This window comes from Enorma phocaeensis (genome assembly GCF_900186505.1).
Lineage (GTDB): Bacteria > Actinomycetota > Coriobacteriia > Coriobacteriales > Coriobacteriaceae > Enorma > Enorma phocaeensis.
In genome coordinates, this window is record NZ_LT891970.1 from 189,232 (window position 1) to 210,824 (window position 21,593).

Below are 21,593 nucleotides of genomic sequence, written 5' to 3' on the forward strand. Positions count from 1 at the left end.
CGCTGCCCGCATTGCCTACTCCCGGTCGAGCAACTGACCGAAGGCAACCTGGTCGCCCTCGCCCAGTGGCGTGACCAAGGGTTTTCCGTCGGCGTCCACGAGCACGGTGATGCCGCTGCCACCCGTCATGTTGGACGACATCAGCAAGTAGTTCACCCCGGTCTGCACATCGACGATGACCTTGCGAACGTTGGTCACGCCCTGCGAATACACCTCGACAAAACGCTCTTTCGCCATAGCAGTTCCTTTCATTGTTCGGTTGCAAGACTATCGTTCAAACATGTTTGGCTGATATCGATGCCGGCTGCTTGGATGCCAGATGGTGGGTTCTAGTTCCCCAGCAACCTTGAGATGATGCCCGCCGCGATCGACGCAGGGATGAACAGCGCCGCAGCTGGTGCCGCGATAGGCGCAAGATCCCAGTCCATCGCAATGCCCACAATCACCCATGCCACGCAGGCAAACCCGAACACCATCATGACGACGCCGAGCCGGTTCATCCTCTTGACCCCCGCGGCTAGCGAATCGCGCATCTCCTTCGAGTCTTCCCGTACCAGCGCATCGATGCTCACGCCGAAGAGCTCGCTCAGAAGCAGAAGGCTCTGCACGTCCGGATACGTTCGATCTGTCTCCCAGTTGGAAATGGTGTTCCGCGTCACGAACACCGCCTTTGCCAGCTCGCCCTGCGACATGCCGAGCCGCTCGCGATGCTCTTTGATGCGCCGTGCGAGTTCCACGCGAATCCTTTCGGGTACTTAGTTGCCGTGCCGCGGAAACTGTACCATCGAGCTGCTTTGGCAAGTGCGCGATTGAGTGAAATGTGGCTGCCAAAAGGTTTGTGCAGCTGTGTTGAACTGGTATTTTGCTGAACTGCTTGTGTATGGGGCGCTTCCTCCAGGGAGCCCGCCGAGCAGAGGCTGCCGCGCGGTTTTAGGATTATGCGCGCCGCACGGGGACCCAGATCTCGCTGTACGCGGTGCCATCTTCGCGAATGTTGCTGAACGAGAACATCCGGAAGCCGTTGAGCTCGTAGGGTACGGTACCCAACCATTCGCCGTAGATGCTCGCCGTCGTCTGCTGCATGGCCTGGGGGAAGGGCCCGTCGCTGGGAAAGACCGCCCACACGCCGGCTGCGGCTTCGAGCGTGGAGAGGCCCGTGCCCACTTCTGCTGCAGGCACCGTCGTGGCAACGCCGATCATGTGCGTCAGCATGCCCTCCTCGCGCTGGAAGTTCGTGTCGGAATCCCACGAGACGTTCAGCACCTCATGCGGCAGCGAGTCGAAGGCTTCCCCCATGAGACGATGCATCTCCGTGCGCTGCTCCGGTGTGATGGACCGGGCGAGCTCTTCGATAGCGGGGTTTTCGCCCTCGAACTGCATGGGTACACGCACCGCGGCTCCCGCGAAGCGGAATGCCGGAAGCTCGATGATCCTGTATCCCATAGTTAGCACTCTCCCTAGGTTGCGCCGCACGCTCGGTATAGCAGTTCATCGTCCACCTTCTCCAGTGAACGAGGCCTTGTCTACTTTTCCGGGTAATACGGGCAGGCGCCGTGCAAGCATACGCCATTCGAATCGGACACCGCGCATGAAGGTACACGGTCGCCAAGTTCGAGCTGCGTACCCAGCTCCTTGTTGAACCAGGGCACCGCAGTACGTATCGCGATGCGCGTATCGCGCTTGCAGCACCGGGGAGCACCTGCTTGGGCGATCTGCTGCAGGATATCGGCCACCATGAGCTGCCCCTCGCTCCATCCTTCGCCTCGAAGCGGTGCGTTGCCCGCCATGATGGCGAACGCCATGCCGCACGAAGCAGCCGCTCCGCACACGCCCCACTTCGCGCACGCGGCGCCAGGGACGCAAGTCGCCCGCTGCTCGAGCTCGTCGAGAGCCGAAGCTAGCAGATCGCGAGCGGCGGCATCCTTCTCCCCCGCCTGGGCGCAGGTTAGCAACGCCGCGCCCACAAGCACATGATGCACCGGTCCGAACGCCGGGCATTCCTCGCGCGCCATCAGGGCTTCCAGCAGCTCAGCCGGATCGCTCCCCTCCCATGAAAGGCAGACATCCTGAATCCATGCGGCTTCCATTGGCCTCTCCTTACCAGACTATGCAGGCGCGTCGCCATGCCCTCCTTGCACCTGTTGCTATAGTATATATTGACAGTTATCAATATATAAGGGGTTTGACCGAACATGAGCGATTTGCCCACCGTTGCTTTCGTGTGCACTCACAACGCATGCCGCAGCCAAATCGCCGAGGCGGTAGCCCGCATCTGGGCTGACGGGACACTCATCCCTTACTCGGCTGGCACGCATCCCGTCGAACGAGTCAACCCGGACGCCTTGCGCGTCCTACACGACCGTTACGGCATCGACGCCTCGACACAGCGCCCAAAAGCGCTCGACACGCTGCCGAGCATCGACATACTCATCACCATGGGCTGCGGCGTGACATGTCCCACGCTCCCTGCACGGCACCGCGAAGACTGGGGACTCGAAGACCCCACGGGCCAAGGAGACAAAGCGTTCATCGCCACCATCGACGCAATCATCGAGCGCGCGCTCGACTTAAGGGAGCGCATTAGAGCAAATCATCTCGAAGGAAGCCCTGAGCTCACGCGTCATCGCGTAGCGCGCCGCTTCAAGGCGCTTGCCGACCCCACGCGCCTGCATGTGGTTCAGCTCCTTGTGCAACACGATGAGCTTTGCGCATGCAAGCTGCTCCCCCACCTCGGAATCGGGCAACCCACGCTCTCGCATCACATGGCGCAGCTTTGCAGCGAGGGCATCGTCATCCCCCGCAAAGACGGGCGGTGGACGCATTACCGCCTCAACCGATGCGCGCTCGCCAGCATGCGGGACGCGCTTGGCAAGGATTTGGAAGGTGGCCGCTAGGAGAATGGCAGCGCCCGCACGCACCGCGTTGATGCCATGCACCGGCCGAAGTCCCCAGCACAATTTGGAATCAGATTTTTTCCGTTCTGCGAAGAGAAAACAGCACAATATGGGACCTCGGAATTGGTTCAAACTGAAGCACTGCTGAAAGCACGATAGCCACCCCGTCTCCATCCGTGCCGTCATGCAGCTCAGGCTTTGATTTGCGCAACTCAACCCAATTGAACAGGGAGGATCGTGACCTCATTTACCATAAGCATCAACAGGGCCGCACGCTTCACATAGGAAGGAGATGCCATGGATGTGCACCTCATTGAAGACCCCGAGCGGGGCACCATCGAGGTTCAGATTCTCTGTCCACCGGCGTGCGAGCACGCAATTAATCTTGCCGAGCGGATCCGCATGCTTACCGGGCGCATCATTGGATACGAACCTGGACGCATCGAGCGTCGCGTCATCCCGCTTTCCCATGTTGCCAGCATCGAAGTTGGCCAAGGGGCTTCATCCTATATTGTCCTTCGCAACGGAGACCTGCTGGAAACCCCTCTGCGCCTTTACGAACTTGAAGCTGCGGTAGATGGAACCGAATTCCTGAGAGCCTCGCGACAAGCGCTCGTGAACTTCGATGCCGTGATCGCCATCCGCCCAGAGCTCAACGGCCGACTTGCTCTCGATCTAGATAACAACGCGACCGTCATCGCAACACGGACCTATGTGCCAAACATCAAGCGCAAGCTTGGGATAATTGGGAGGTAGACCATGAATGCCATTGACAACAAAAGCGTACAACGCCACGGACTGCTTGCTCCCACTGATGCGCCGCCTGAAACCGCTCTCGCACGCGGCCTGCTCACCGGTTCTGCCATCGCGGTTGCCATGCTCCTCATATCCACGCTCTTGGGAATCGCCGCCATCGGCATGACGCCGGACCTCGCCATCAGCCTTTCATCCATCATCGCGGGCATGGCAGGCGGCATCTTGCAGCAAATCTGGTTTAACCCCAATGTGCTCAGAGTACGGCTTTCCTACGCCTCGCGCATTCCGCTGTTCGGAATCACCTATTTCGCGATACTCGTTATATGCGCGCAGCTAGGTTCTTGGCTGCCGTCCACCATCGCAGCATGGGCCACCTTCACCGTGGGCTACCTTGCCGTATTCGCCATACTCACAATCGTGTTCTCGCTCAGGTATCGCAAGCAGAGCAAAGTCTACGCTGAGCACCTAGCCGAATATCGCAAACGGCAAAGGTAGAACCATAATCGAGACGCCCTGGAGCGAACACCCCTATTCCGTGCAACCCCTCGCATCAGCCAGCTTTGCCTTGCCATAGTTGCATCCGAACAGCAATCCGGCTAGCAACAGCGAGGCGCCCAAACCGGTATAGAAGACCGCTATGAAGCGCTCCGGGGCGATGCCGCTTGCGCGCAGCGCGATGCCTCCCGTCATCATCACCGCCATGATGGCGAACGCCTTGGCATCGAAAAACTTAAGAAAGAACTGTCGCTCCTCGATATTGGAGCTTATGCGATCGGTGTGCTTACGCACCAATCGGCCGAACACAAGCATCTGGAAAACGCAAAATGCCACCAGCGACAGAAGTGCATTGAGCGGGGTGGCATAAGGAGGGTAAGCCATCAAGGCGATACGCAAGATGTTGATGCCCGCCACGCTCCATACCAGACAAGCAATCAGCAACAGGGTGTTTCGCCGCACGCTCATCATCGCGTACCTCATACGTGCCTGTCAGCGCCTTCGGCGGCGCCGGCCACCGAAGCTGAGCCACCCGCGGCGGTAGAAGAACGAGACCTCTGCCACCACGATCGCGATGCATACGCACGTCACCAGCGAGTAACCCCACACGGCGTCGATCAGTCCCATGTGGGGGAAGTTCATGCCATACCAACCTGTCACCACCGTGAGCGGCATGGCGATGGTGGTGACCACGGTGAGCCACTGCATCACGTTGTTCTGCCGGATGTCGATGCCCTCCTGATACAGGCCGCTCACCTGCAATGCATAGTTCTGAAGAGACTCGAGCCGCGCGGACAGGCGGTCGAGCTGACGCGAGAGCATGGTGAACCGGCTGCGGTCCGCAGGCGGAAGGAGGGCCGACTCCTCCCCGGCAAGAAGGTCGGCGATGTCCGACAGGCCCTGGTAAAAGCTATCAAGCCCCAACATGCGTCGAGAATCTGCCATCATCTTGGCGCGGTCGATGCGCTCACGCCCCTCGAGGATTCGCTGCTCGAAGGTTTCGAAATCCCCACGCACGCGGGAGAGCATCTCGGGATGCTCGTAGAGCAGAGAGCGCAGCAGGGCGCAGAGAACCCCCGCAGGAGTTTCGACGGCCGCGGCTTCCGAGGCAAGGCCATCGAGCAGCACGGCGCACGTACCCGACGCGTCAACGAAGACGAGCCTCGCGGACGAGAGCGCGAACGCGAAGCGCGGCGCATCCGCCGCGCGCCCGCCAGCAGGCGGCAGCACCACGACCCCCAGCACGACCTCCCCAGCAGGCTCGGCAAACGGCATCGCAGCATGAGGCAGCTGCTCGATTATCTCCGCGCCGATCCTTCCTGGGAAGAACTCCTCCGCATGCTCGGCTCCCATCAGCAGGACGGAACCAGCTTCTTTCTCTAAGTCCCTTTCCGACCTTTGCGATCCCAAATTCAAAGCGTCGGCTCCGCTCATGCACCCGCTCGATGCGGAAGCATCGCACGCCGCAAGACAACCCGCTCGAATTACCCAGGCTTTTCCCATAGCTCGCACCTCCACGCGAAACGCCTGACCGCTTCATGGTAGCTCCATCGCCCGAGGGCGGCAAAGCATGGGCGCGATCCAAGCCAAATACGCGAATAAGCCCCTGCGCCCGACCGGCCCGCAAGCCACAGGGGCAGGCCATGCGACCCGCTATTCCTCCAAGCTCCGAATGAGACCGAGGCGGACGGCCTTGAGCTGCACGGCACCGGTCTTCTCGTCCACGCACTCCACGCACGCCCATTCGTCGTCCACGTCTATCAGCGTGCCTACGAGACGCGTTGACCCCACGCCCGCCACGACATCGTCGAACACGAGGGTGCAGCCCTGACCCAAACGGCTCCTCAACAGCGCGGCCAGGTTTGGCGTGCGGTCCCCCTCGGCGCCGACCAAACGACGGAGGTACTTCTTCGACGGCATCGCGACGATCAGGTATATCAAGAGCGCGAAGATGACGTAGACCATAACCTCCATGCGATCACACCCCTTCCGCCACGATGCTCGCCACGTCGGCCGTATCGATGAGCGCCACGATTCCCTGCTCCACGACCTTGGGGCTTCCGAAGCGCGCCGACTTCTGAGCATAGGACACACGTAGCCAGTTTTCGGTCACGCCAAGAAGCTCGGCGCCCACGATAGCGCCGCGGTCATCATCGTCCATGAAGCCGATTGTCACGCGCTTGCCCACGAAGCGCTCAAGCACGTGCAGGTCCCGATATGAGGCGCGCCCAGAGCTCACGACGCTCACCTCGTCGTTCGCCAAGTCATCGAGCGTCACGCCGTAAAGCCGGGCGAGCTCGGAAGCCTTGTCGAGCGATGGCGCTCCCTGCCCCTGCTCCCAGTTACTCACCGTCTGGCGCGTGACGCCAATCGCGACGGCAACCTCTTGCTGGCTCATCCCGCTTCGCTTGCGCAGGGCAAGCAGCTTGTCTTTGATCATGCTGGCCTCCTGTATGGAACATGCGATAGGACGCGGAGATAAAACGGCCTCGTCCTGCACCCGCATATTGTCCCAGCTTCCGGCGCTGGAAACGAGCAAAAACGGTTAGCATCTTGTCAAATGAACCGGGCGAGGTGGAGCGGAAACGAATAAGGAGACGGTCTGCGACGTCCCCGCATCCCCAACCCCTCTACGGACCGTAGGTAGCGTCCGTGCAGCGCAGCGCTTACCCTGCTATTGTCGAAAACACCTTACTTGAGGAGTACGCATGAGCACCTACATCACCGCGGATACCATTCGATTCCTGCGCGAGCAGCGAGCCCTTACGCAGCGCGCCCTCGCTGAGAGGATCGGTGTAACAGACAAAGCCGTGAGCAAATGGGAGAGCGGGCGCGGCCTGCCCGATATCTCGCTCATCGAACCACTTGCGGAAGCGCTCGGGGTCTCGGTGGCAGAACTGCTCACCGGCGATGTGCGGGAGAACGTCAACCGTGCCGGCAACATGATGCGCTCCAAGTTCTACGTCTGCCCCATCTGCGGAAACGTCGTACACGCCCTGGGCGAGGGTTCGTTCTCCTGCTGCGGCAGCCAACTCCTTCCCCAGGATGCCGAAGAGCCGGACGAGGGTCATGGACTCGCCGTTACGTACAGCGACGGCAGCTGGCACGTTGCGCTCGACCACCCCATGACCAAGCAGCACTACATAAGCTTCATCGCATATGTGACCTCAGGCGCCGCGCACCTTGTCAAGCTCTACCCCGAGCAGGTATGCGAGGCCCGCATCCCCGCAGCCGGCTCAGGCTATGTGTATGCCTATTGCAACCAGCATGGCCTCTTCCGCGTGCGCACCCCGCGCCGACGGTAGCACGCATAAACGTACTAGGACTCCGATTGCCGCGACAGCTCCGCCTGGCACCGCCCACGCTGCAGCTCGCCGCCTAGTCAGATCCTGAGCACCGTACCGGATGCAGGATAACCGTCTTCAGGTTCTCCGGCTTCTTCGTCGCAAGCTGCCTGCACGCCGCGTCGAACACCTCGGACGTCACGAAATCTGGCTGACGGATGAGCGACACCCACGAAAGCGCCGCCTTGTTGCCGATCGCCGCGCCGTCGAATACCCCAGCCCCGGCCCACCACAGCCCCTCGAGAGGCGGAACCACGAAGTCGAAGTACCCCTCGGGCTGCCACGGGCCCATCTTCGACATCTTCACGGTGTAGGAGAAGCCATAGAGCAAGCCGAGTGCCCGCTGATAGGCGCCACCTTCCTCGTTGGGATCGCCCGTGCCGGCCACAGCGGCGAACGTCATCGCAGGGACGTTTACGAACGCTGGCCGCACACCTGGCACATACAGGTCGCGGTATTCCTTCTTGAAATCGAATGCCATGGACGTTCCTCCTCTACGCCGCATCCGCCTGGCTCGCGCCTACGCACCCGCTCCGGCAAGCCAGTCCTCACGCGTAAGCCGCAAGCAGTGCGTGAGCCGGCGCTCGCCCAGCAACGGAACATCGGACTCGTAGCTGTGGTGGTAGACGAACCCGCACTTCTCCTGCACCCGACGCGACGGCTCGTTGCCGTCGTAGTAGCAGGCCCAGATTGCAGGAAGACCCAGGTTCTCGAAGCCGTAGCGAAGCACCTCACGCGCCGCCTCGGTGGTGAGCCCCTTGCCCTGGTAAGGCACGCCGATCCAATAGCCGAGCTCCATCTCGCCATCTTGCGCCACATCCGAATACTCGGCGTGTGTGAGGCCGATTGCCCCCATGAGCTCGCCGATTTTGCGCGAGACCATCGCGAAGCTGTCGGGCACCGCCAACACGTCATGGATGATCCGAGCGCTCATCTCCACGCTCTCATGGCACGGCCAGCCCGCACGGGGCCCGATGCGCGAATCGCTCGCCAGCTCGTACAGCGCCGCCGCGTCGCACGCGCACCATGGGCGCAGCACCACCCGCTCGGTGCGCAGTTCCCGTGTGACAGCGCCCTCGTCATACACGCCCATCGCCTCGTCCTTCCGTCGTCCTTCCGTTGTCCAATGCATATAGGGTACGCATCTTGCCGCAATCAACACACGAGATGCAGCATCCATTCTGCAGACGGGACGCTTCGATATAACGTGTCTATCATTCTTCCGTTCGCCCTGCCGCTGTGAGCTTGCCAGGAGCCCTTTTCCGCCTATAGTGGAAGGGCCAGCGATCTCCATCATGTCGGCGCTACTGGGCACCTCCTCGTGCGCTCCGCAACGCTTCGAGCTGCCGGTACTGCACCGGAGGAACGCCTTCGGGGGAGCACCTTCGGTACCCGACAGGAAGGCCAGACATGCCGCAGCATATCACCGTCGTCGATTACGACCCGATGTGGCCGCAAGCCTTCGAGGCGGAACGGGCGCTCTTGGCGGCGACGGACGGACGCATCAGGTCCACATCTTTGCCGCAGATGACTGGTATAACATCGATCGCCATCTCGCCGTTCGAGACTTCTTGCGCAACAGCCGAGAGGCGCGGGAGGCATACGCGAACATCAAGCGAGAGCTTGCTCAGCGCTACCCGTATGACATCGATGGTTACTGCGCAGGAAAAGACGAATTCGTGCGGGAGCTTGAGTGTCAGGCGCTAGCCGTCTACGACGGAAGCCGGAACGGGCCTCATCTCGCTGCCCCAACGGCACAGCAGGGTAAACCTGCCTCCGCCTCAGCACCCTCCTGTTCGCCAGAGCGGTAAACAGGCATAGAACCGTGCGGACGGTAGATAAGCTGGATATCTATCGAGACCGCGATGATGGAACCTGCTTCACTTTTTTCGATTTCACCCTTGCACTGTGTATAGGTGTGTATATACTGTAGCTATCGGGTATACACATTATACCCAATGGGAAGGCGCGAAGACGTTCGCAACTTCCAGCGCCGCCAGGGGGACGCCCCAAGGCGGCACCCCTTCTCGGGGACGCCCAAGGAGGGCTATGGAAAGGACTGCGATTTGGACATCATCATCTCTGCCTCAAGCGGCAAACCCATCTACGAGCAGATCGTCGAGCAGATCAAGGCAGCAATCGTAACGGGCGCGCTCGCAGAAGGCGAACAGCTGCCCAGCATCCGCGCGCTCGCCAACAGCCTGCGCGTGAGCGCGATCACCACCAAACGCGCCTACGCCGATCTGGAAGCAGCCGGCCTCATCGAGACGGTCCAGGGCAAAGGATGCTTCGTCGCCAACGGAAATGCCGAGCTCATCCGCGAGGAGCAGATGCGTCAGGTGGAGGCGCACATGCTTCGCGCCATCGAGAGCGGTCGTGCCATGGGCCTCACCGACGATGAGCTTACCGAGATGTTCGCCCTCGAACTTGAATGATCCGCCCGGCCTAAGCCCTAGGGCATCCCGGGATCTTGTGAAAGGAAGCCGACCATGTACAACATGAGAGATACCGGATACGAAACCCTCCCCCTGATCGAGGCCAGAGGTCTCACCAAGCACTACGATGGCTTCTCCCTGCAGGGCGTCGACCTCACCGTGAGCGAAGGCGAAGTCGTGGGCTTTATCGGTAAGAACGGAGCCGGTAAATCCACCACCATCAGGGCGCTTCTTGGCCTCTTCCCAACCGACGGCGGTGAGGCGAGCGTGCTCGGCTGCCCGAGCGCGAACCTTTCGCGAGCATCGGGAGCCGAGCTCAAGGAGCAGATCGGCGTCGTCTTCGACACCCTCTCCCTCCCAGACCATCTACGGATTGCCGATGTCGGTCGTATCTATGCGTACGCGTATGGCAACTGGGATGCACGTCGCTTCGCGCGCATGATCGCCGAGCTGGGGCTCGACGCTAAAAAGACCGTGAAGAGCCTCTCACGCGGCATGGGCATGAAGCTCTCTTTAGCCTGCGCGCTCTGCCATGACGCGCGCCTGCTCATCCTCGACGAGGCTACTGCCGGGCTCGATCCCATGGCGCGCGATGAAATCCTGGACGAGCTGCGCGATTTCGTTGCTGCGCCAGGACATGCCATCCTCATCTCGAGCCATATCACCTCGGACCTCGAGCGCATCGCAGATCGCATTGTCTGCATCGATGAGGGCAGCATCGTATTCGACCTGCCCAAAGATTCGATCACCGACGAAATGGGCATCGCGCGCTGCCGCGCGGCAGATCTAGAGCGCATCGCAAACTCCGGCATCATCCCCGATGCTGAGCTGCGCTACCTCCGCCACGACTTCGGTATCGATGTGCTCGTGCCCGATCGCTTCGCTTTCGCGGAGAACTTCCCCGAGATTCCCGTCGACCGCATGACCATAGACGATTACATGTCCCTCCTCCTGAAAGGCGGTGCTCGGTAATGAAAAGCGCCTACTTAATCGAAATGACTGTGTTCCGCGACTATGCCCGCCAGCTTCTGGGGCTCGGCCTTTTAGTCAGCCTCTGCATCGGCGTGGGAATGCAAACACCGCTCGCCATGCCCGCGACGCTCACCTGCATGTTCTTCATGATGGCGACGATGGGGCTCGCTGCCTACGATGAGCTCAACCACTGGGGGCTCTTCCGCCTCACGCTGCCGCTTTCGCGCCGCGACGTGGTGCTCGGTCGCTATGCCGCCATCGTGACGCTGGGCCTCATGGGCATGGTAGTGGGACTTGTCGGCGCACTCATCGCCATCGCTGCCGTGACCGTCATTGGAGTCCCCGGAGAGGTCGGCCAAGCGTTCTCCTTCGACGCAGAACTGCTGGCACCCATGGCATTCACTACGGTCTTTTGCCTGCTTATCGGGTCTATCGTATCAAGCGTCGTGACCCCCATCTACTTCCGCCTAGGACAGACGCGTGCCACCCAGATCCTGCCCACGGTGATCGTGCTGCTATTCGTGGTACCGGTGGTCATCCTTGGAAACAGCGGCATGCTCGACGGCGGCATTCCAGGCATGGAGCTCCTATCAGCCGCGCTTGAGCTGCTGGAAACGCCGGGGGGCATGGCCGCAGGCTGCGCGCTCTGCATCGTCGTCTCCGCGCTCGCGCTCGGCGTCTCCGCCGCGATCTCGCTCAAGCTGTACGAGAAGCGAGAGCTGTAAGAGCTCCGCCCCTAAGACATAGCTGGAATGTCCGTTTCCCGCCATCACGATGCTATCTAGGACGATCCGGCGGCAGCGGCACGGGAGTCTGCGCAGCTTGATTGCGCGCAGGCTCCCATATTGCATACTCCAGCGCGCGACGACAAACCGAAGGCTCCGCACCTGCGCGGGCAATGATGAGTTAGATGGGGCCTCGCAGCCGGCAAGAAGGCGTTGCCGAAGCCCGAAAACGCCCCTTCTCACTGGGACCGGCCATACACATGTCTCTTGGCGGTGGTCGAAAAGCGAAAACGCGCGTACACCCGAGATAACTAAAAGAAATTGCCTGCTCATAACAGCGGGCAAGTTTTGCCTACAAACGCCAATCGATTTTTACCACCGCCAAGACGAGCGAACCGCGCTGCGACCGGCTCGAGAGGACAGCATAGGCCCAAACAGCCCTGCGAGAGCCTCCACAACGAGGTGTAACGTAACCCAGACACCTCGCCTACCATCGCAAGCGCAATACCCGTCGAGAAGCAGACGCAGAGCAACCCCCTATCGTGGAGCTATCGACACTGCGCTATTCATCTGCGGGCGGCATTTAGCATGAGACTCGCCTTTCCAAGGCCGCTTCTTGCTAAAAACCGCCCACAGATTTCCGAAAAGAACTCTGGTTAGGGATGTGCGGCGAGTGCAAGAGCGACGACGAAGGCGCCGCGCCAAGCACTGATGCCGCGCCGGATGCGACGGCGCGTGCCGCGTCAGGCGCTACGCCAGACGCGCGTACTTGCGCTTGCCCACCTGGAGCACAACGCCGGCATGTAGGAGCGCCGGGTCGATGTTGTAGCTCTTGGGCGCCACCGGCTTCTGGTCGATCTTCACGCCCCCGCCATCGATAAGGCGACGCGCCTCGGAGACGCTCGGAGCAAGACCGGCTTCCTTGAGCAGCCCCGCAAGATAGATGAGCCCCTCGGCGTTGGGTGTGAGATCAACCGAAACCTCAGCGATGTCCTCGGGCAGCTGTGCCTCTTTGAACACGCGGTCGAACTCCGCCTGGGCCTCGTCGCCGGCGCCGGCGCCGTGGTAGGTGTCGCACAGGTCGCGGCCGAGCGCGCGCTTGAGTTCGTAAGGGTCTGCCGAGCCGTCGGCGAGCGCGGCTTCGATTGCGTCCACCTCGTCCGGGGACTTCGAGCTCGCGAGGCGGTAGTACTTACCGATCATCTCGTCGGGGATGGACATCGTTTTGCCGAACATATCGGCGGGCTCGTCGGTCAAACCAATGTAGTTGCCGTAGCTCTTGGACATCTTCCTCACGCCATCGGTACCCTCGAGCAGCGGCATCGTGAGCGCGATCTGGGGCTCCATGTCCATCTTCTCCATGAGCTCGCGTCCGGCAAGCAGGTTGAAGAGCTGGTCGGTACCGCCCATCTCGACGTCCGCCTTGATCTTCACGGAGTCGAATGCCTGCATAACCGGATAGAGGAACTCATGCAGGGCGATTGGCGTCTGGCTTTGGTAGCGCTTGGTGAAATCGTCGCGCTCGAGGATGCGCGCCACGGTGAACTTGCTGCAGAGCTCGAGCATGCCCTTGAGGTCGAGCGACAAGATCCAATCGCCGTTGTGCACGATGGTGGTCTTCTCGGGGTCGAGAATCTTCATGGCTTGGCTCACGTACGTGGCGGCGTTTGCCTCCACCTGCTCCTGCGAGAGCTGCGGGCGGGTCGAATTCTTACCGGACGGATCGCCGATCATCGCGGTGCCGTTACCGATGATGAGGGTGACCTTGTGACCCAGATCCTGGAACTGGCGCATCTTACGCAACGGCACGGCATGACCCAGATGCAGGTCGGGACTGGTGGGGTCCACGCCGAGCTTGATGTTGAGCGGCACGCCGCGCTCGAGCTTCTTTCTCAGGTCAGCCTCGGGCACGATCTGCGCCGCACCGGAAGTGATGACGCGCATCTGTTCATCGACTGAAAGCAAGGTAGGTCCTCCTGCTCGAATCTAGCGCCCTCGCCCAAGACCGGGCGGTGCTGTATTGGCAACTTTTTTAGTTTAGCCGAGTTTCCCGCTTCGACCAAGACCAAGCGAGGGGGGCCGCGCATGCCTCGCCGCGCATGCTCCGGTTTTTTCGGCAGCACGCGCAAAGCGGCACGCCGCCCCCTCGCAGAGACACCACCACTCGCCACCGCGACGGCGCACTCGCAACTCCATAGCAGCGCACCGCGGCCCCTCGACATCAGGCGGCCGTATGCACTCAGGCGGCAGCATGCACGCCGATCTGGGCGAGCGTCAGCGCAGGTTGGGGTTGTAGCCGATCACGGAATCCTTGCCATACCACTGAGCAAGGCGGTAGTTGATGTAGTTATCCATGTTGTCACGGATGTCGCCCATGAAGAGCACCTTGGGACCAGCTGTGTAGTAGGCGACCTCCACCTGGGACTCCGGTGTCTCTTCGAGGTAGGCGAGCCGCGCCCTCACCTGCTCGTCGTAATCCGCAGCCTCGCCCGAGATGAGCGATGCGGCAGCCGAGATCGAAGTCAGATCATCGCGATGGCGCTCATCGACGGCAAGGGCCGCAAGCACAAGAACGAGCGTCAGGGCCACCGCCCCAAAGTAGGCACCGAGCACACGCGCTGGATGCGGCGCCGACGCCGACTGGCTCGTCTCACGCTTCAATACCAGATCCGCATACGCGGCGCCGAGGGGCGCGCCATCCTCGGCGCGCGCAACGCCATGCAGGCGCTCCCATCTGCGCGCAGCCCACCCCACAAGCCAGCCCGCACATAGCATAGCCGCCATGACGAACAGGTCGTAGCGGATATTCTGCACCCGCCCGGGGCCAACGTTTCCCATCGAGAAGAAGGTCGGCGTGAAGCTCGCCATGAAGAGCGCAAGCATGACGAGCACGGGCAAAGCGGGTAGGCGATACGAGCACGTGTTTCGCCGAGCGAGTCGCCAGAACACGGGAACGGTGAGCAGAAGCGCGACTACAAGCAAACCGTTTATCCAGAGCAAGGAGTACTCGAATCCCGCAAGGGCGCTCCGCGCCATCGTGCCCACCACGCCCGCGCCATCACCGGGGAACTGCGTCACCTGGCGCTCAGCGTTGCCCGGAGCCGCCATGGAGCACGCGAAACCGCAAACCAGGATCGCGAGCGCCGGCACGAGCGCCAACGCGCGGGTGCGCACGCGCACGATGCCTGCCACCGTCACAGCGAGCAAGGCGAGAACGCAGACGATACCCGTCACGAAGTTGCCGCCCGCCACCACGAACGCGAGCGCGCAAAGCACTAGCGTCCGCACAGCCGTACCGCCCGCGGTAAGCGGCCCGCGCCGGGTACGGCCACGCAGGAGCCGGACCACCAAGCCTGCACCGAAGAGCATCAAGGAGTGGTAGAAGGTGTAGTAGATCGCTGAGTTGTACCACCAGAACGCCTCGACGGGGCTCGGCACGAGCTGCGTCTGCAAAAACAGCACCAGACAGGTGAGAACGAGCCACGAGCTGCGGTCGCCGCCTGCGACATCGCGCACCGCCACGCCCACAGCATAGCCCGTTGCGAGCACGAGCGCCGCTATGATGAAAACCGCTCCCAGCCCGTAAAGCGATTCGCTGAACACCCCGGGCTGCAGCGACATGAGAAAGATCGCGGAGTAGGTTCCCTGCCAGCTTTCGAACGTATCGAGCGTCTGCTGCAGCGCAGCCGCCACGGCGCCCGAGGGCCCCTCGCCTGCCTCGAGCGCGAGGTGGGCGTCCACACCGTAATGCCAGTCGTCGGCGTAGCTATGGTCGAAGGCGGAGATCGCCACCATGACGCCTAAGGCGAGCGCAACAATGATGCAGAGCACCACGGAGAGCACGCACACGGGGTCGGCGCGGCGGCTGCCGAGCTCGCGGTGCGCGGAACCCACTTCATCGGCAGCCGGGGCGTTCCGTGAAAGATCTTGCCCTCGAGCGCCGGCAGAGCGCGCAGGCGCGAAATGGGCGGCGACATGATCGGCAGCGGGTTGCGAGGAATCGGCGGCACGCGCAGCGGGGGTGTGTTGCGTCTCGGTCTCCACATAGGCTCCCATCGGCAGCCCGCACGGTAGGTATGCAGCGGGTCTGGAATTTACTCAGAACAAGGATACACAACACGTATAGACCATATGTTGCGGTATTGTGAGAGCATGTATGTTTGACGACCCGGTAAGCCGCAATCGGGCGGCTACCCACCTAATCAGGAGGTCTTCATGGGCCCACGTCAGCGCAATATGCGTTCGCGCGCTAAGACGCACGCCACATCGATGATCGTCGCCTCGGTCTTCGGTTTTTTGCTCCTCACCGGCATCGCGTTCGGTGTGGGCATGATCGGAGTCGTCGAGACCTGGCTGCAGGACCTGCCCGACTATGAGAACGCGGACCTGTATCTCGCCAGCGAACCCACCGTCGTCCTCGACGCCGATGGCAACGAGATCGCGAGCTTCTACACGCAGAACCGCACCACCATCACGATCGACCAGGTGTCCGAATACGTCCTCGAGGGCACAGTCGCCACGGAGGACGAGCGCTTCTACGAGCACAACGGCGTCGACATCGTCGGTATCATGCGCGCCGCGATGGTGCAGCTCACGGGAGGCTCCGAGGGAGCGTCCACCATCACCCAGCAGCTCGTCCGCAACACGATCCTCTCCGATGAGCAGTTCGACATCACCCTCGAGCGCAAGGTGCGCGAAGCCTACCTTGCCCTCAAGGTCGAGGAGATCTACTCCAAGGATGAGATCTTGATGATGTACCTCAACACCATCTACTACGGGCATGGCGCCTATGGCATCGAGGCCGCATCGCAAACCTACTTCTCGAAGAGCGCCGCGGACCTCACTCTCGCCGAGGCCGCACTGCTCATCGGTCTCCCCAACGCTCCTTCGCAATACGATCCCACGGTCAATCCCGACCTCGCGGTCCAGCGCCGCAACACGGTACTCGATCGCATGCTCTCCAATGGCTGCATCTCGCAGGAGGAGCACGATGCCGCTCAGGCAGCCCCCCTGGAGCTGAACGTCACCGAGATGTCTGATACCGGCGTCAACATCAACGCCTATCCGTATTTTGTCGATTACGTGCGTTCGCTGCTTGAGGACGAGTTCGGCTACGACCAGATCTTCTCCGGCGGTCTTACCGTGCACACCACCATCGACCCGGACGCGCAGCAAGCAGCCGAGACCGCTGTCACCGAGCGCTTGGCCGTCTACGACGAGCCCGACCTCGATGCCGGCATGACCATCATCGACAACGAGACCGGTGCGATCGTCGCTATGGTTGGCGGCAAGGACTACTACGCCGACTCGAACCACATCAACCACGCGACAGCGCAGCGCCAGACCGGCTCCGCTTTCAAGGCCTTCACGCTCGCAACCGCCATCGACCAGGGCATGAACCCCGACATCACCATCAATTGCGGTTCGCCTATGGAGTTCGACGACGGCACCTACCGCGTGGAGAACTACGGCAACCACAACTACGGATACATCTCCCTGGCGCGCGCCACCGAGGTCTCGTCCAACACCGGCTACGTGCAAGTTGCCAAGGCGGTGGGCGTCCAGAATGTCGTCGACATGTGCCATAACCTCGGCATTGAAGACCATATGAACGCCTACTCGTCGCTCACGCTCGGCACGCAGTCGCTCTCTACCCTCCAGATGGCCGAGGCATACTCGACCCTCGCCACGGGCGGAATCCACCGTGATGCCATCGCCATCACCTCTATCGAAAACCGTGATGGAGAGACCATCTACGAAGCCGAGGACACCTCTGAGCGCGTGCTCGACGCAGACGTCGCCTCGACGGTGACGGATATTCTTCAGGGAGTCGTCTCCCGCGGTACCGCAACGACCGCCCGTCTCTCGGTAAATCAGCCGTTCGCTGGCAAGACCGGTACCACCGACCTTCCGTCCGACCTGTGGTTCTGCGGTTACACTCCGCAGTACTCCCTTGCCGTGTGGTGCGGCCACAGCGGTGGCTCCACCCGCATCACCGTCTGGGGGCGCCAGGCCACTACGGCAGACCTGCCCCTGCCCATGGCGCGCGACACGCTGAACGCGCTTCTCGAGGGCGTGGAGCGCGAGGAGTTCCCCGAGGGCGGCACTCCCACCTACAAGGATAACGACGTCTGGGAAGTCGACGGCGAGCCGTTGGAGAACAGGCATCCCGAGACTGAGGAACCCGAGACCGAGGAGACGCCAACCACCGAGGAACCGGCGACCGACCCCACCTCACCCGTAACCTCGCCTACCCCCACTACACCGCCCCCGGAGTCGACCACGACCGACCCGAACCCGCCCTCAGATACGTCCACGACCAACCCGAACCCGCCTTCAAGTACTGGTGACCCCAGCGGTTCCAACGACGGCAACGCAAGCGTTTCCCCATAATGACGCCGGAAGCAGTGCCTGAAAACGCCGTGTGCGGGGCGTGCTTCCAAGCAGCAGAGGTTCTGCATAATCGATGCAGAAAGGAAAGGCCATCGGCACAAGCCGGTGGCCTTTCTCTCACCGGGCCACTTTCCCCGGTGTCCGTCTCTTACCAGCGGACCCTAAAGTGGCGGGTACCAGCTAAGGAGACGTTCGCCGATGGGACCCTCGCCACCGGCCATGTCACTTCCATGCGGTATTCCAGTAACGATATGCCTCATCTATCTGGAGGAGCAATCGTTCGGGCATCACGCTGCGACCTTTCGCCTTATCCGCCCAGCATCGCAACGACTAGATCCATCCCCACCCCGGGCTTCTAGACCGCAATGCGCCCCTCGGAGCATCCGCAATCTCACGCATTACGCGCTTATATACTCATATCGCAACTATTCTGCATTATAGAAAAGATCAATCGTAATAATTCATCATTCTGTTTCTATCTCGTATGATTAATGCATATTTGCAATACGCATCGTAAATTATATTAATTTCTATCATCTTAATCGTAGGAATAGTTCATTTTATAAAGTGTTATCGTAATATTTATGTATATTATTTCAATATTCTGCTATAAGTTTACGATGAGCATTTTCAGATTGCATTTTTCTTACGATATCCTCTGTTGCCATTCTATAGCCGGACGGTGCAGCTGAGAATGTTGTCCTTGCACCGCCATAATGTAGCAGAGCCGCTTCCTTGGCTGGGAGCCTTCACGCACTAGGAAGGTGGCCGGCATTCGGTTGTTCGGTATCGTAATAACCAAGCCCTTAGCTGCGCGGGTCGCAGAGCTTGGAAATAATCTGCTCTAGGTGAGCACCGTCCTCATCGGTCCGGGTGATGACAAGAATCGTATCGTTACCAGCAAGCGATCCCAGAACCTCCGGAAGCTCAGCTGCGTCGATGGCGGCAGCGATACCGGACGCGGTACCCGGCTGCGCCTTCACGATAACCAAGTTTCCCGCGTGCACGACCTCGATCACCAACTCGGAAACCATTCGCTGCAGGTGGAGGTCCTCAGCGAGTACATAGACCCCCTCGGGAAGCTTGCGAAGGCCCATGTCGGCGATGTCGCGCGAGACGGTCGCCTGCGTGCAGTCGTATCCCTGTTTCTTGAGCTCTTCGACGAGCACGCGTTGGGTGCGGACGTTCTTGTTGCGCACGATCTCCCTGATCGCGTCCTGACGACCGTTCCGCTTCTTAGCCATAACGCGCTCCCATCGTATATCCCAGACGACGCCGAGTAACTTCAAATTGCATAACGAGCCTATAGAAAGGCGCACTTATGAATAATATCGCGTTACGGAACCACGTAAACGTCCGTTAACAAACTGATGAGCCGAATGGGCGAAAAAAGCCCGCAGGCGAACAGACCTTAGTCCCTGGCGGCACCGACGCAGGTTCCGCTCTACATGAGACCGAGCATGCTAAGCGGATGGCGCGGCAGCGGCAAGCGCGAAGCGTACGCAAGCTTGCTTATGCGAGCACCAAGGCAGCAGCCCATCACGTTGCGGCGCGCAACCCAACGGTACATGAGACCCGCAGGGCCCCTCGCCTTGTCAAGCGCCTCGATGGTTCGCTGGGTACCGGGCGCTTCGAGGATATCTCGGACACGCTCGGTCCGCTCGATAGATGAAATGCCGCGCGCGAGCACGATTCGCTCGATGGAAGCAACGATCTGGCGCAAGTGCAGGCGGTGCACAGCGATAACGAGGTCGTGGTCGTCCTCGAGATGCCAATAGGACACAAGCTCGAGAAGGCGCTCGTGCTCGCGTTCGCGATGCGCATACGCCAAACCGCCGGGAGCAGCAAGGCTCTCGCCTGCTGCCGTCGCATGGTAGACGGCATCGGATACAACAGCCACGCGCGCAACGTCTTCGAGATAAGCAGCCAAGAAGGAGACCTGGCTTTTGCACAGCGCCATGCGCAAGCCAAGGTCATCGATACGCGCGTGCAAAAGCGCCTTGCCCCTCAGCACGCTGAACAGGCCCTGTTCGATGAGGGGAGCTGCACCATGTCGAAACTCCGATGCGGAGGAGGTGGGCGCCAAGGGCACGTCGAGCACCTGAGAGACGCGCTCTCCATGGCCGAGGTAGGTGTCGATCGAGAGGGCCATGATGCCCATCTCGAGCTCAGAGGCTGCAAGAGCTTGGGCTAGCGCTTCGAGCGCATGCGGGGCGAACCAGTCGTTTTGCCCCATGACGAGGATATAGCGTCCCCGAGACGCAGCGATAGCCGCATCGAGAGCGGCCTCCTCGTCAGCATCGCCCAGATTCAGGACATCGAGGGAGATTTCGCGCTCGGCGATGCCCTCGAGGATCCTTACGGTCCCGTCCGTTGAGCCCCGATCTGCGACGAGCAGTTGGATATCAGTACTGCCTTGGGAAAGCACGCTCTCGACCGCGCGACCAATATGCTGCTCAGCATTGCGCGTCGTCATGACGACGGACACGAGCGGTTGCTTAGCAGCGCGGCGCGACACGGGACCCAAGCCTCCCAACATACGGAAAACGAGCCTGATATTCGTTATGGTAGCACCCGGCAAATGCCCGAAAGCGCTCGCCGACGGCTGCACGCCATGTCCATTTTTTCGGACCTGATGAGGCTTGGCGGCGCCATCTCAAGCAACCATATCAGCAACACGCGGATTTGCAGCTGCGAGGCATCCTGCTCACGGTGCCGGGGTGAGCGAGCCTTCCGGATAGCGCACGGCGCGGAACACGAGCCCGTCAGCAGGGGCCGTAGGTCCTGCGGCAGCGCGATCGCAGGCAGCAAGGGCCTCGGCGACCCATCCCGGCTCACGACGACCCTGGCCCACCTCTGCGAGCGTACCCACAATGGTGCGGACCATTGAATGCAGGAAGGCGTTGCCGGTAATGGTGAACTCGAGCAGCTCTTCATCCAGCTCGCGGGCGCGCGAGAACCCTACCTCCATCACGTTGCGGCACGTTGGCTTGCCCACCGCCGAAGCCGCCTTGCAGAAGCTCTTGAAGTCATGCTCCCCCACCAGGCAGCCCATCGCCTCGCGCATCGCTCCGTCATCGAGCGGGGTTCGCAGCCACCAAACCCGGTCGCGTGTGAGCACGGGGCGCTCGGGCCGGTCTGCGATGCGATAGACGTAGGTTCGCGCCTCGGCATCGAAGCGAGCCGAGAACCCTGGTGCCGCATGGAAGACCGCGTTTACGGCGATGTCGCGCGGCAGCAGGGCGTCCATCGCACGCAACCACCTGCGCGCAGGGATCTTAAGCTCCGCCGCTTCGGCGGAAAAGCTCACGTACTGGCTGAGCGCATGCACGCCGGCATCCGTTCTGCCCGCGCAGGTAAGCTCGACCCCGCGGCGCAGGAACGTCTCGAGAGCCCGCCTGAGCTCTCCCGCGATCGTCCTGACGCCAGGCTGCGGCTGCTCGGCGAATCCGCTGTACGCGCCGCCCGCGTAGGCAACGCGCAACACGATGGTGCCCTCACCGGCCTCCTGCTTGTCGAATGCCATCAGCACTCCCCGCTCCCCATGAGACCCTTCCGTCCTGTCCGGGCCCCTTCGCT

The 21,593-nt window shown here is 61.3% G+C and carries 24 protein-coding genes; 9 read left to right on the forward strand and 15 right to left on the reverse strand.

What is annotated here, in order from left to right; translation table 11 throughout:
* Nucleotides 1-15: 15 nt before the first annotated feature.
* From C1717_RS06925 to C1717_RS06940, 4 genes are all read right to left on the reverse strand, one after another.
* Entirely contained in the window at nucleotides 16-237 is a 222-nt protein-coding gene (locus C1717_RS06925) for a DUF6440 family protein (RefSeq protein ID WP_102372503.1), read from the reverse strand.
* A 92-nt stretch (nucleotides 238-329) separates the two neighbouring features.
* Entirely contained in the window at nucleotides 330-737 is a 408-nt protein-coding gene (locus C1717_RS06930) for a helix-turn-helix transcriptional regulator (protein WP_102372504.1), read from the reverse strand.
* 199 nt (nucleotides 738-936) lie between these two features.
* Entirely contained in the window at nucleotides 937-1,443 is a 507-nt protein-coding gene (locus tag C1717_RS06935) for a GyrI-like domain-containing protein (protein WP_102372505.1), read from the reverse strand.
* 80 nt (nucleotides 1,444-1,523) lie between these two features.
* Entirely contained in the window at nucleotides 1,524-2,087 is a 564-nt protein-coding gene (locus C1717_RS06940) for a DUF5714 domain-containing protein (RefSeq protein WP_102372506.1), read from the reverse strand.
* A 105-nt stretch (nucleotides 2,088-2,192) separates the two neighbouring features.
* Here C1717_RS06940 and C1717_RS06945 point away from each other — a divergent pair, with 105 nt between their 5' ends.
* From C1717_RS06945 to C1717_RS06955, 3 genes are all read left to right on the forward strand, one after another.
* Nucleotides 2,193-2,894, forward strand: coding sequence for a metalloregulator ArsR/SmtB family transcription factor (locus tag C1717_RS06945; protein WP_102372507.1), 702 nt, complete (start codon nucleotides 2,193-2,195; stop codon nucleotides 2,892-2,894).
* A 297-nt stretch (nucleotides 2,895-3,191) separates the two neighbouring features.
* Nucleotides 3,192-3,650 (forward strand): LytTR family DNA-binding domain-containing protein, encoded by a 459-nt coding sequence (locus C1717_RS06950; RefSeq protein ID WP_102372508.1) that lies wholly within the window; start codon nucleotides 3,192-3,194, stop codon nucleotides 3,648-3,650.
* Between the two features lie 3 nt (nucleotides 3,651-3,653).
* Nucleotides 3,654-4,145 carry a DUF3021 family protein gene (locus C1717_RS06955; protein ID WP_102372509.1) on the forward strand — a complete coding sequence of 164 codons (492 nt, stop codon included), beginning with the start codon at nucleotides 3,654-3,656 and terminating at the stop codon, nucleotides 4,143-4,145.
* Between the two features lie 33 nt (nucleotides 4,146-4,178).
* On the opposite strand, the gene C1717_RS06960 is transcribed toward C1717_RS06955, so the two are convergent.
* The 4 genes from C1717_RS06960 to C1717_RS06975 all read right to left on the reverse strand — a co-directional run bounded on the left by C1717_RS06960 (nucleotide 4,179) and on the right by C1717_RS06975 (nucleotide 6,585).
* Nucleotides 4,179-4,616, reverse strand: a complete 438-nt coding sequence (locus C1717_RS06960; protein ID WP_245859548.1) for a hypothetical protein — start codon at nucleotides 4,614-4,616, stop codon at nucleotides 4,179-4,181.
* A gap of 21 nt (nucleotides 4,617-4,637) precedes the next feature.
* On the reverse strand, nucleotides 4,638-5,498 hold the full coding sequence (locus C1717_RS06965) for a CorA family divalent cation transporter (RefSeq protein ID WP_180965873.1): 861 nt from the start codon (nucleotides 5,496-5,498) through the stop codon (nucleotides 4,638-4,640).
* A 300-nt stretch (nucleotides 5,499-5,798) separates the two neighbouring features.
* The gene (locus C1717_RS06970) at nucleotides 5,799-6,119 is read right to left on the reverse strand and encodes a hypothetical protein (protein ID WP_102372511.1); all 321 of its coding nucleotides are present in this window, start codon (nucleotides 6,117-6,119) and stop codon (nucleotides 5,799-5,801) included.
* Nucleotides 6,120-6,123: 4 nt separating this feature from the next.
* The gene (locus tag C1717_RS06975; RefSeq protein ID WP_102372512.1) at nucleotides 6,124-6,585 is read right to left on the reverse strand and encodes a helix-turn-helix transcriptional regulator; all 462 of its coding nucleotides are present in this window, start codon (nucleotides 6,583-6,585) and stop codon (nucleotides 6,124-6,126) included.
* 268 nt (nucleotides 6,586-6,853) lie between these two features.
* Here C1717_RS06975 and C1717_RS06980 point away from each other — a divergent pair, with 268 nt between their 5' ends.
* Nucleotides 6,854-7,450 carry a helix-turn-helix domain-containing protein gene (locus C1717_RS06980; RefSeq protein WP_102372513.1) on the forward strand — a complete coding sequence of 199 codons (597 nt, stop codon included), beginning with the start codon at nucleotides 6,854-6,856 and terminating at the stop codon, nucleotides 7,448-7,450.
* Between the two features lie 73 nt (nucleotides 7,451-7,523).
* Here C1717_RS06980 and C1717_RS06985 read toward each other — a convergent pair whose 3' ends face one another.
* Together C1717_RS06985 and C1717_RS06990 are read right to left on the reverse strand one after the other, a co-directional pair.
* Complete coding sequence (locus C1717_RS06985; protein ID WP_102372514.1) at nucleotides 7,524-7,970, reverse strand: GyrI-like domain-containing protein; 447 nt, start codon at nucleotides 7,968-7,970, stop codon at nucleotides 7,524-7,526.
* A 39-nt stretch (nucleotides 7,971-8,009) separates the two neighbouring features.
* Nucleotides 8,010-8,582 (reverse strand): GNAT family N-acetyltransferase, encoded by a 573-nt coding sequence (locus C1717_RS06990; protein ID WP_102372515.1) that lies wholly within the window; start codon nucleotides 8,580-8,582, stop codon nucleotides 8,010-8,012.
* A gap of 448 nt (nucleotides 8,583-9,030) precedes the next feature.
* On the opposite strand from C1717_RS06990, the gene C1717_RS10990 reads away from it, so the two are divergent.
* The 4 genes from C1717_RS10990 (at nucleotide 9,031) to C1717_RS07010 (ending at nucleotide 11,621) form a co-directional block, all read left to right on the forward strand.
* Complete coding sequence (locus tag C1717_RS10990; RefSeq protein WP_425430943.1) at nucleotides 9,031-9,300, forward strand: GrpB family protein; 270 nt, start codon at nucleotides 9,031-9,033, stop codon at nucleotides 9,298-9,300.
* Between the two features lie 255 nt (nucleotides 9,301-9,555).
* Nucleotides 9,556-9,924, forward strand: a complete 369-nt coding sequence (locus tag C1717_RS07000) for a GntR family transcriptional regulator (RefSeq protein ID WP_102372516.1) — start codon at nucleotides 9,556-9,558, stop codon at nucleotides 9,922-9,924.
* Nucleotides 9,925-9,978: 54 nt separating this feature from the next.
* A complete protein-coding gene (locus C1717_RS07005; RefSeq protein ID WP_102372517.1) occupies nucleotides 9,979-10,896 on the forward strand; it encodes an ABC transporter ATP-binding protein in 918 nt (305 codons plus the stop codon).
* Nucleotides 10,896-11,621 (forward strand): ABC-2 transporter permease, encoded by a 726-nt coding sequence (locus C1717_RS07010; protein WP_102372518.1) that lies wholly within the window; start codon nucleotides 10,896-10,898, stop codon nucleotides 11,619-11,621. Before C1717_RS07005 ends, C1717_RS07010 begins: the two co-directional genes overlap by 1 nt.
* 750 nt (nucleotides 11,622-12,371) lie before the next feature.
* On the opposite strand, the gene tyrS is transcribed toward C1717_RS07010, so the two are convergent.
* On the reverse strand, nucleotides 12,372-13,586 hold the full coding sequence (gene tyrS, locus C1717_RS07015; RefSeq protein WP_180965874.1) for a tyrosine--tRNA ligase: 1,215 nt from the start codon (nucleotides 13,584-13,586) through the stop codon (nucleotides 12,372-12,374).
* 309 nt (nucleotides 13,587-13,895) lie between these two features.
* The gene (locus C1717_RS07020) at nucleotides 13,896-15,665 is read right to left on the reverse strand and encodes a hypothetical protein (RefSeq protein WP_102372520.1); all 1,770 of its coding nucleotides are present in this window, start codon (nucleotides 15,663-15,665) and stop codon (nucleotides 13,896-13,898) included.
* Nucleotides 15,666-15,836: 171 nt separating this feature from the next.
* Between C1717_RS07020 and C1717_RS07025 the strand changes: the two genes are divergently transcribed.
* Nucleotides 15,837-18,014, forward strand: coding sequence for a transglycosylase domain-containing protein (locus tag C1717_RS07025; RefSeq protein ID WP_102372521.1), 2,178 nt, complete (start codon nucleotides 15,837-15,839; stop codon nucleotides 18,012-18,014).
* 806 nt (nucleotides 18,015-18,820) lie between these two features.
* On the opposite strand, the gene C1717_RS07030 is transcribed toward C1717_RS07025, so the two are convergent.
* From C1717_RS07030 to truA, 3 genes are all read right to left on the reverse strand, one after another.
* Nucleotides 18,821-19,258: an arginine repressor gene (locus tag C1717_RS07030; RefSeq protein WP_102372522.1), complete on the reverse strand. Its 438-nt coding sequence runs from the start codon at nucleotides 19,256-19,258 to the stop codon at nucleotides 18,821-18,823.
* Nucleotides 19,259-19,458: 200 nt separating this feature from the next.
* A complete protein-coding gene (locus C1717_RS07035) occupies nucleotides 19,459-20,502 on the reverse strand; it encodes a glycosyltransferase family 2 protein (RefSeq protein WP_219722290.1) in 1,044 nt (347 codons plus the stop codon).
* A gap of 219 nt (nucleotides 20,503-20,721) precedes the next feature.
* A complete protein-coding gene (gene truA / locus C1717_RS07040) occupies nucleotides 20,722-21,540 on the reverse strand; it encodes a tRNA pseudouridine(38-40) synthase TruA (protein WP_102372524.1) in 819 nt (272 codons plus the stop codon).
* Nucleotides 21,541-21,593 lie beyond the last annotated feature (53 nt).

What these genes read in the sequence shown, in the direction of transcription:
- truA (WP_102372524.1), bottom strand. Translation starts at nt 21,540, where the DNA reads ATGGCATTCGACAAGCAGGAGGCCGGTGAGGGCACCATCGTGTTGCGC.
- C1717_RS06990 (WP_102372515.1), bottom strand. Translation starts at nt 8,582, where the DNA reads ATGGGCGTGTATGACGAGGGCGCTGTCACACGGGAACTGCGCACCGAG.
- C1717_RS06965 (WP_180965873.1), bottom strand. Translation starts at nt 5,498, where the DNA reads ATGGGAGCCGAGCATGCGGAGGAGTTCTTCCCAGGAAGGATCGGCGCG.
- C1717_RS06935 (WP_102372505.1), bottom strand. Translation starts at nt 1,443, where the DNA reads ATGGGATACAGGATCATCGAGCTTCCGGCATTCCGCTTCGCGGGAGCC.
- C1717_RS06940 (WP_102372506.1), bottom strand. Translation starts at nt 2,087, where the DNA reads ATGGAAGCCGCATGGATTCAGGATGTCTGCCTTTCATGGGAGGGGAGC.
- C1717_RS06980 (WP_102372513.1), top strand. Translation starts at nt 6,854, where the DNA reads ATGAGCACCTACATCACCGCGGATACCATTCGATTCCTGCGCGAGCAG.
- C1717_RS06960 (WP_245859548.1), bottom strand. Translation starts at nt 4,616, where the DNA reads ATGATGAGCGTGCGGCGAAACACCCTGTTGCTGATTGCTTGTCTGGTA.
- C1717_RS06945 (WP_102372507.1), top strand. Translation starts at nt 2,193, where the DNA reads ATGAGCGATTTGCCCACCGTTGCTTTCGTGTGCACTCACAACGCATGC.
- C1717_RS06955 (WP_102372509.1), top strand. Translation starts at nt 3,654, where the DNA reads ATGAATGCCATTGACAACAAAAGCGTACAACGCCACGGACTGCTTGCT.
- C1717_RS06970 (WP_102372511.1), bottom strand. Translation starts at nt 6,119, where the DNA reads ATGGAGGTTATGGTCTACGTCATCTTCGCGCTCTTGATATACCTGATC.
- C1717_RS07010 (WP_102372518.1), top strand. Translation starts at nt 10,896, where the DNA reads ATGAAAAGCGCCTACTTAATCGAAATGACTGTGTTCCGCGACTATGCC.
- C1717_RS06950 (WP_102372508.1), top strand. Translation starts at nt 3,192, where the DNA reads ATGGATGTGCACCTCATTGAAGACCCCGAGCGGGGCACCATCGAGGTT.
- C1717_RS06975 (WP_102372512.1), bottom strand. Translation starts at nt 6,585, where the DNA reads ATGATCAAAGACAAGCTGCTTGCCCTGCGCAAGCGAAGCGGGATGAGC.
- C1717_RS07005 (WP_102372517.1), top strand. Translation starts at nt 9,979, where the DNA reads ATGTACAACATGAGAGATACCGGATACGAAACCCTCCCCCTGATCGAG.
- C1717_RS07030 (WP_102372522.1), bottom strand. Translation starts at nt 19,258, where the DNA reads ATGGCTAAGAAGCGGAACGGTCGTCAGGACGCGATCAGGGAGATCGTG.
- C1717_RS06925 (WP_102372503.1), bottom strand. Translation starts at nt 237, where the DNA reads ATGGCGAAAGAGCGTTTTGTCGAGGTGTATTCGCAGGGCGTGACCAAC.
- C1717_RS06985 (WP_102372514.1), bottom strand. Translation starts at nt 7,970, where the DNA reads ATGGCATTCGATTTCAAGAAGGAATACCGCGACCTGTATGTGCCAGGT.
- C1717_RS07025 (WP_102372521.1), top strand. Translation starts at nt 15,837, where the DNA reads ATGGGCCCACGTCAGCGCAATATGCGTTCGCGCGCTAAGACGCACGCC.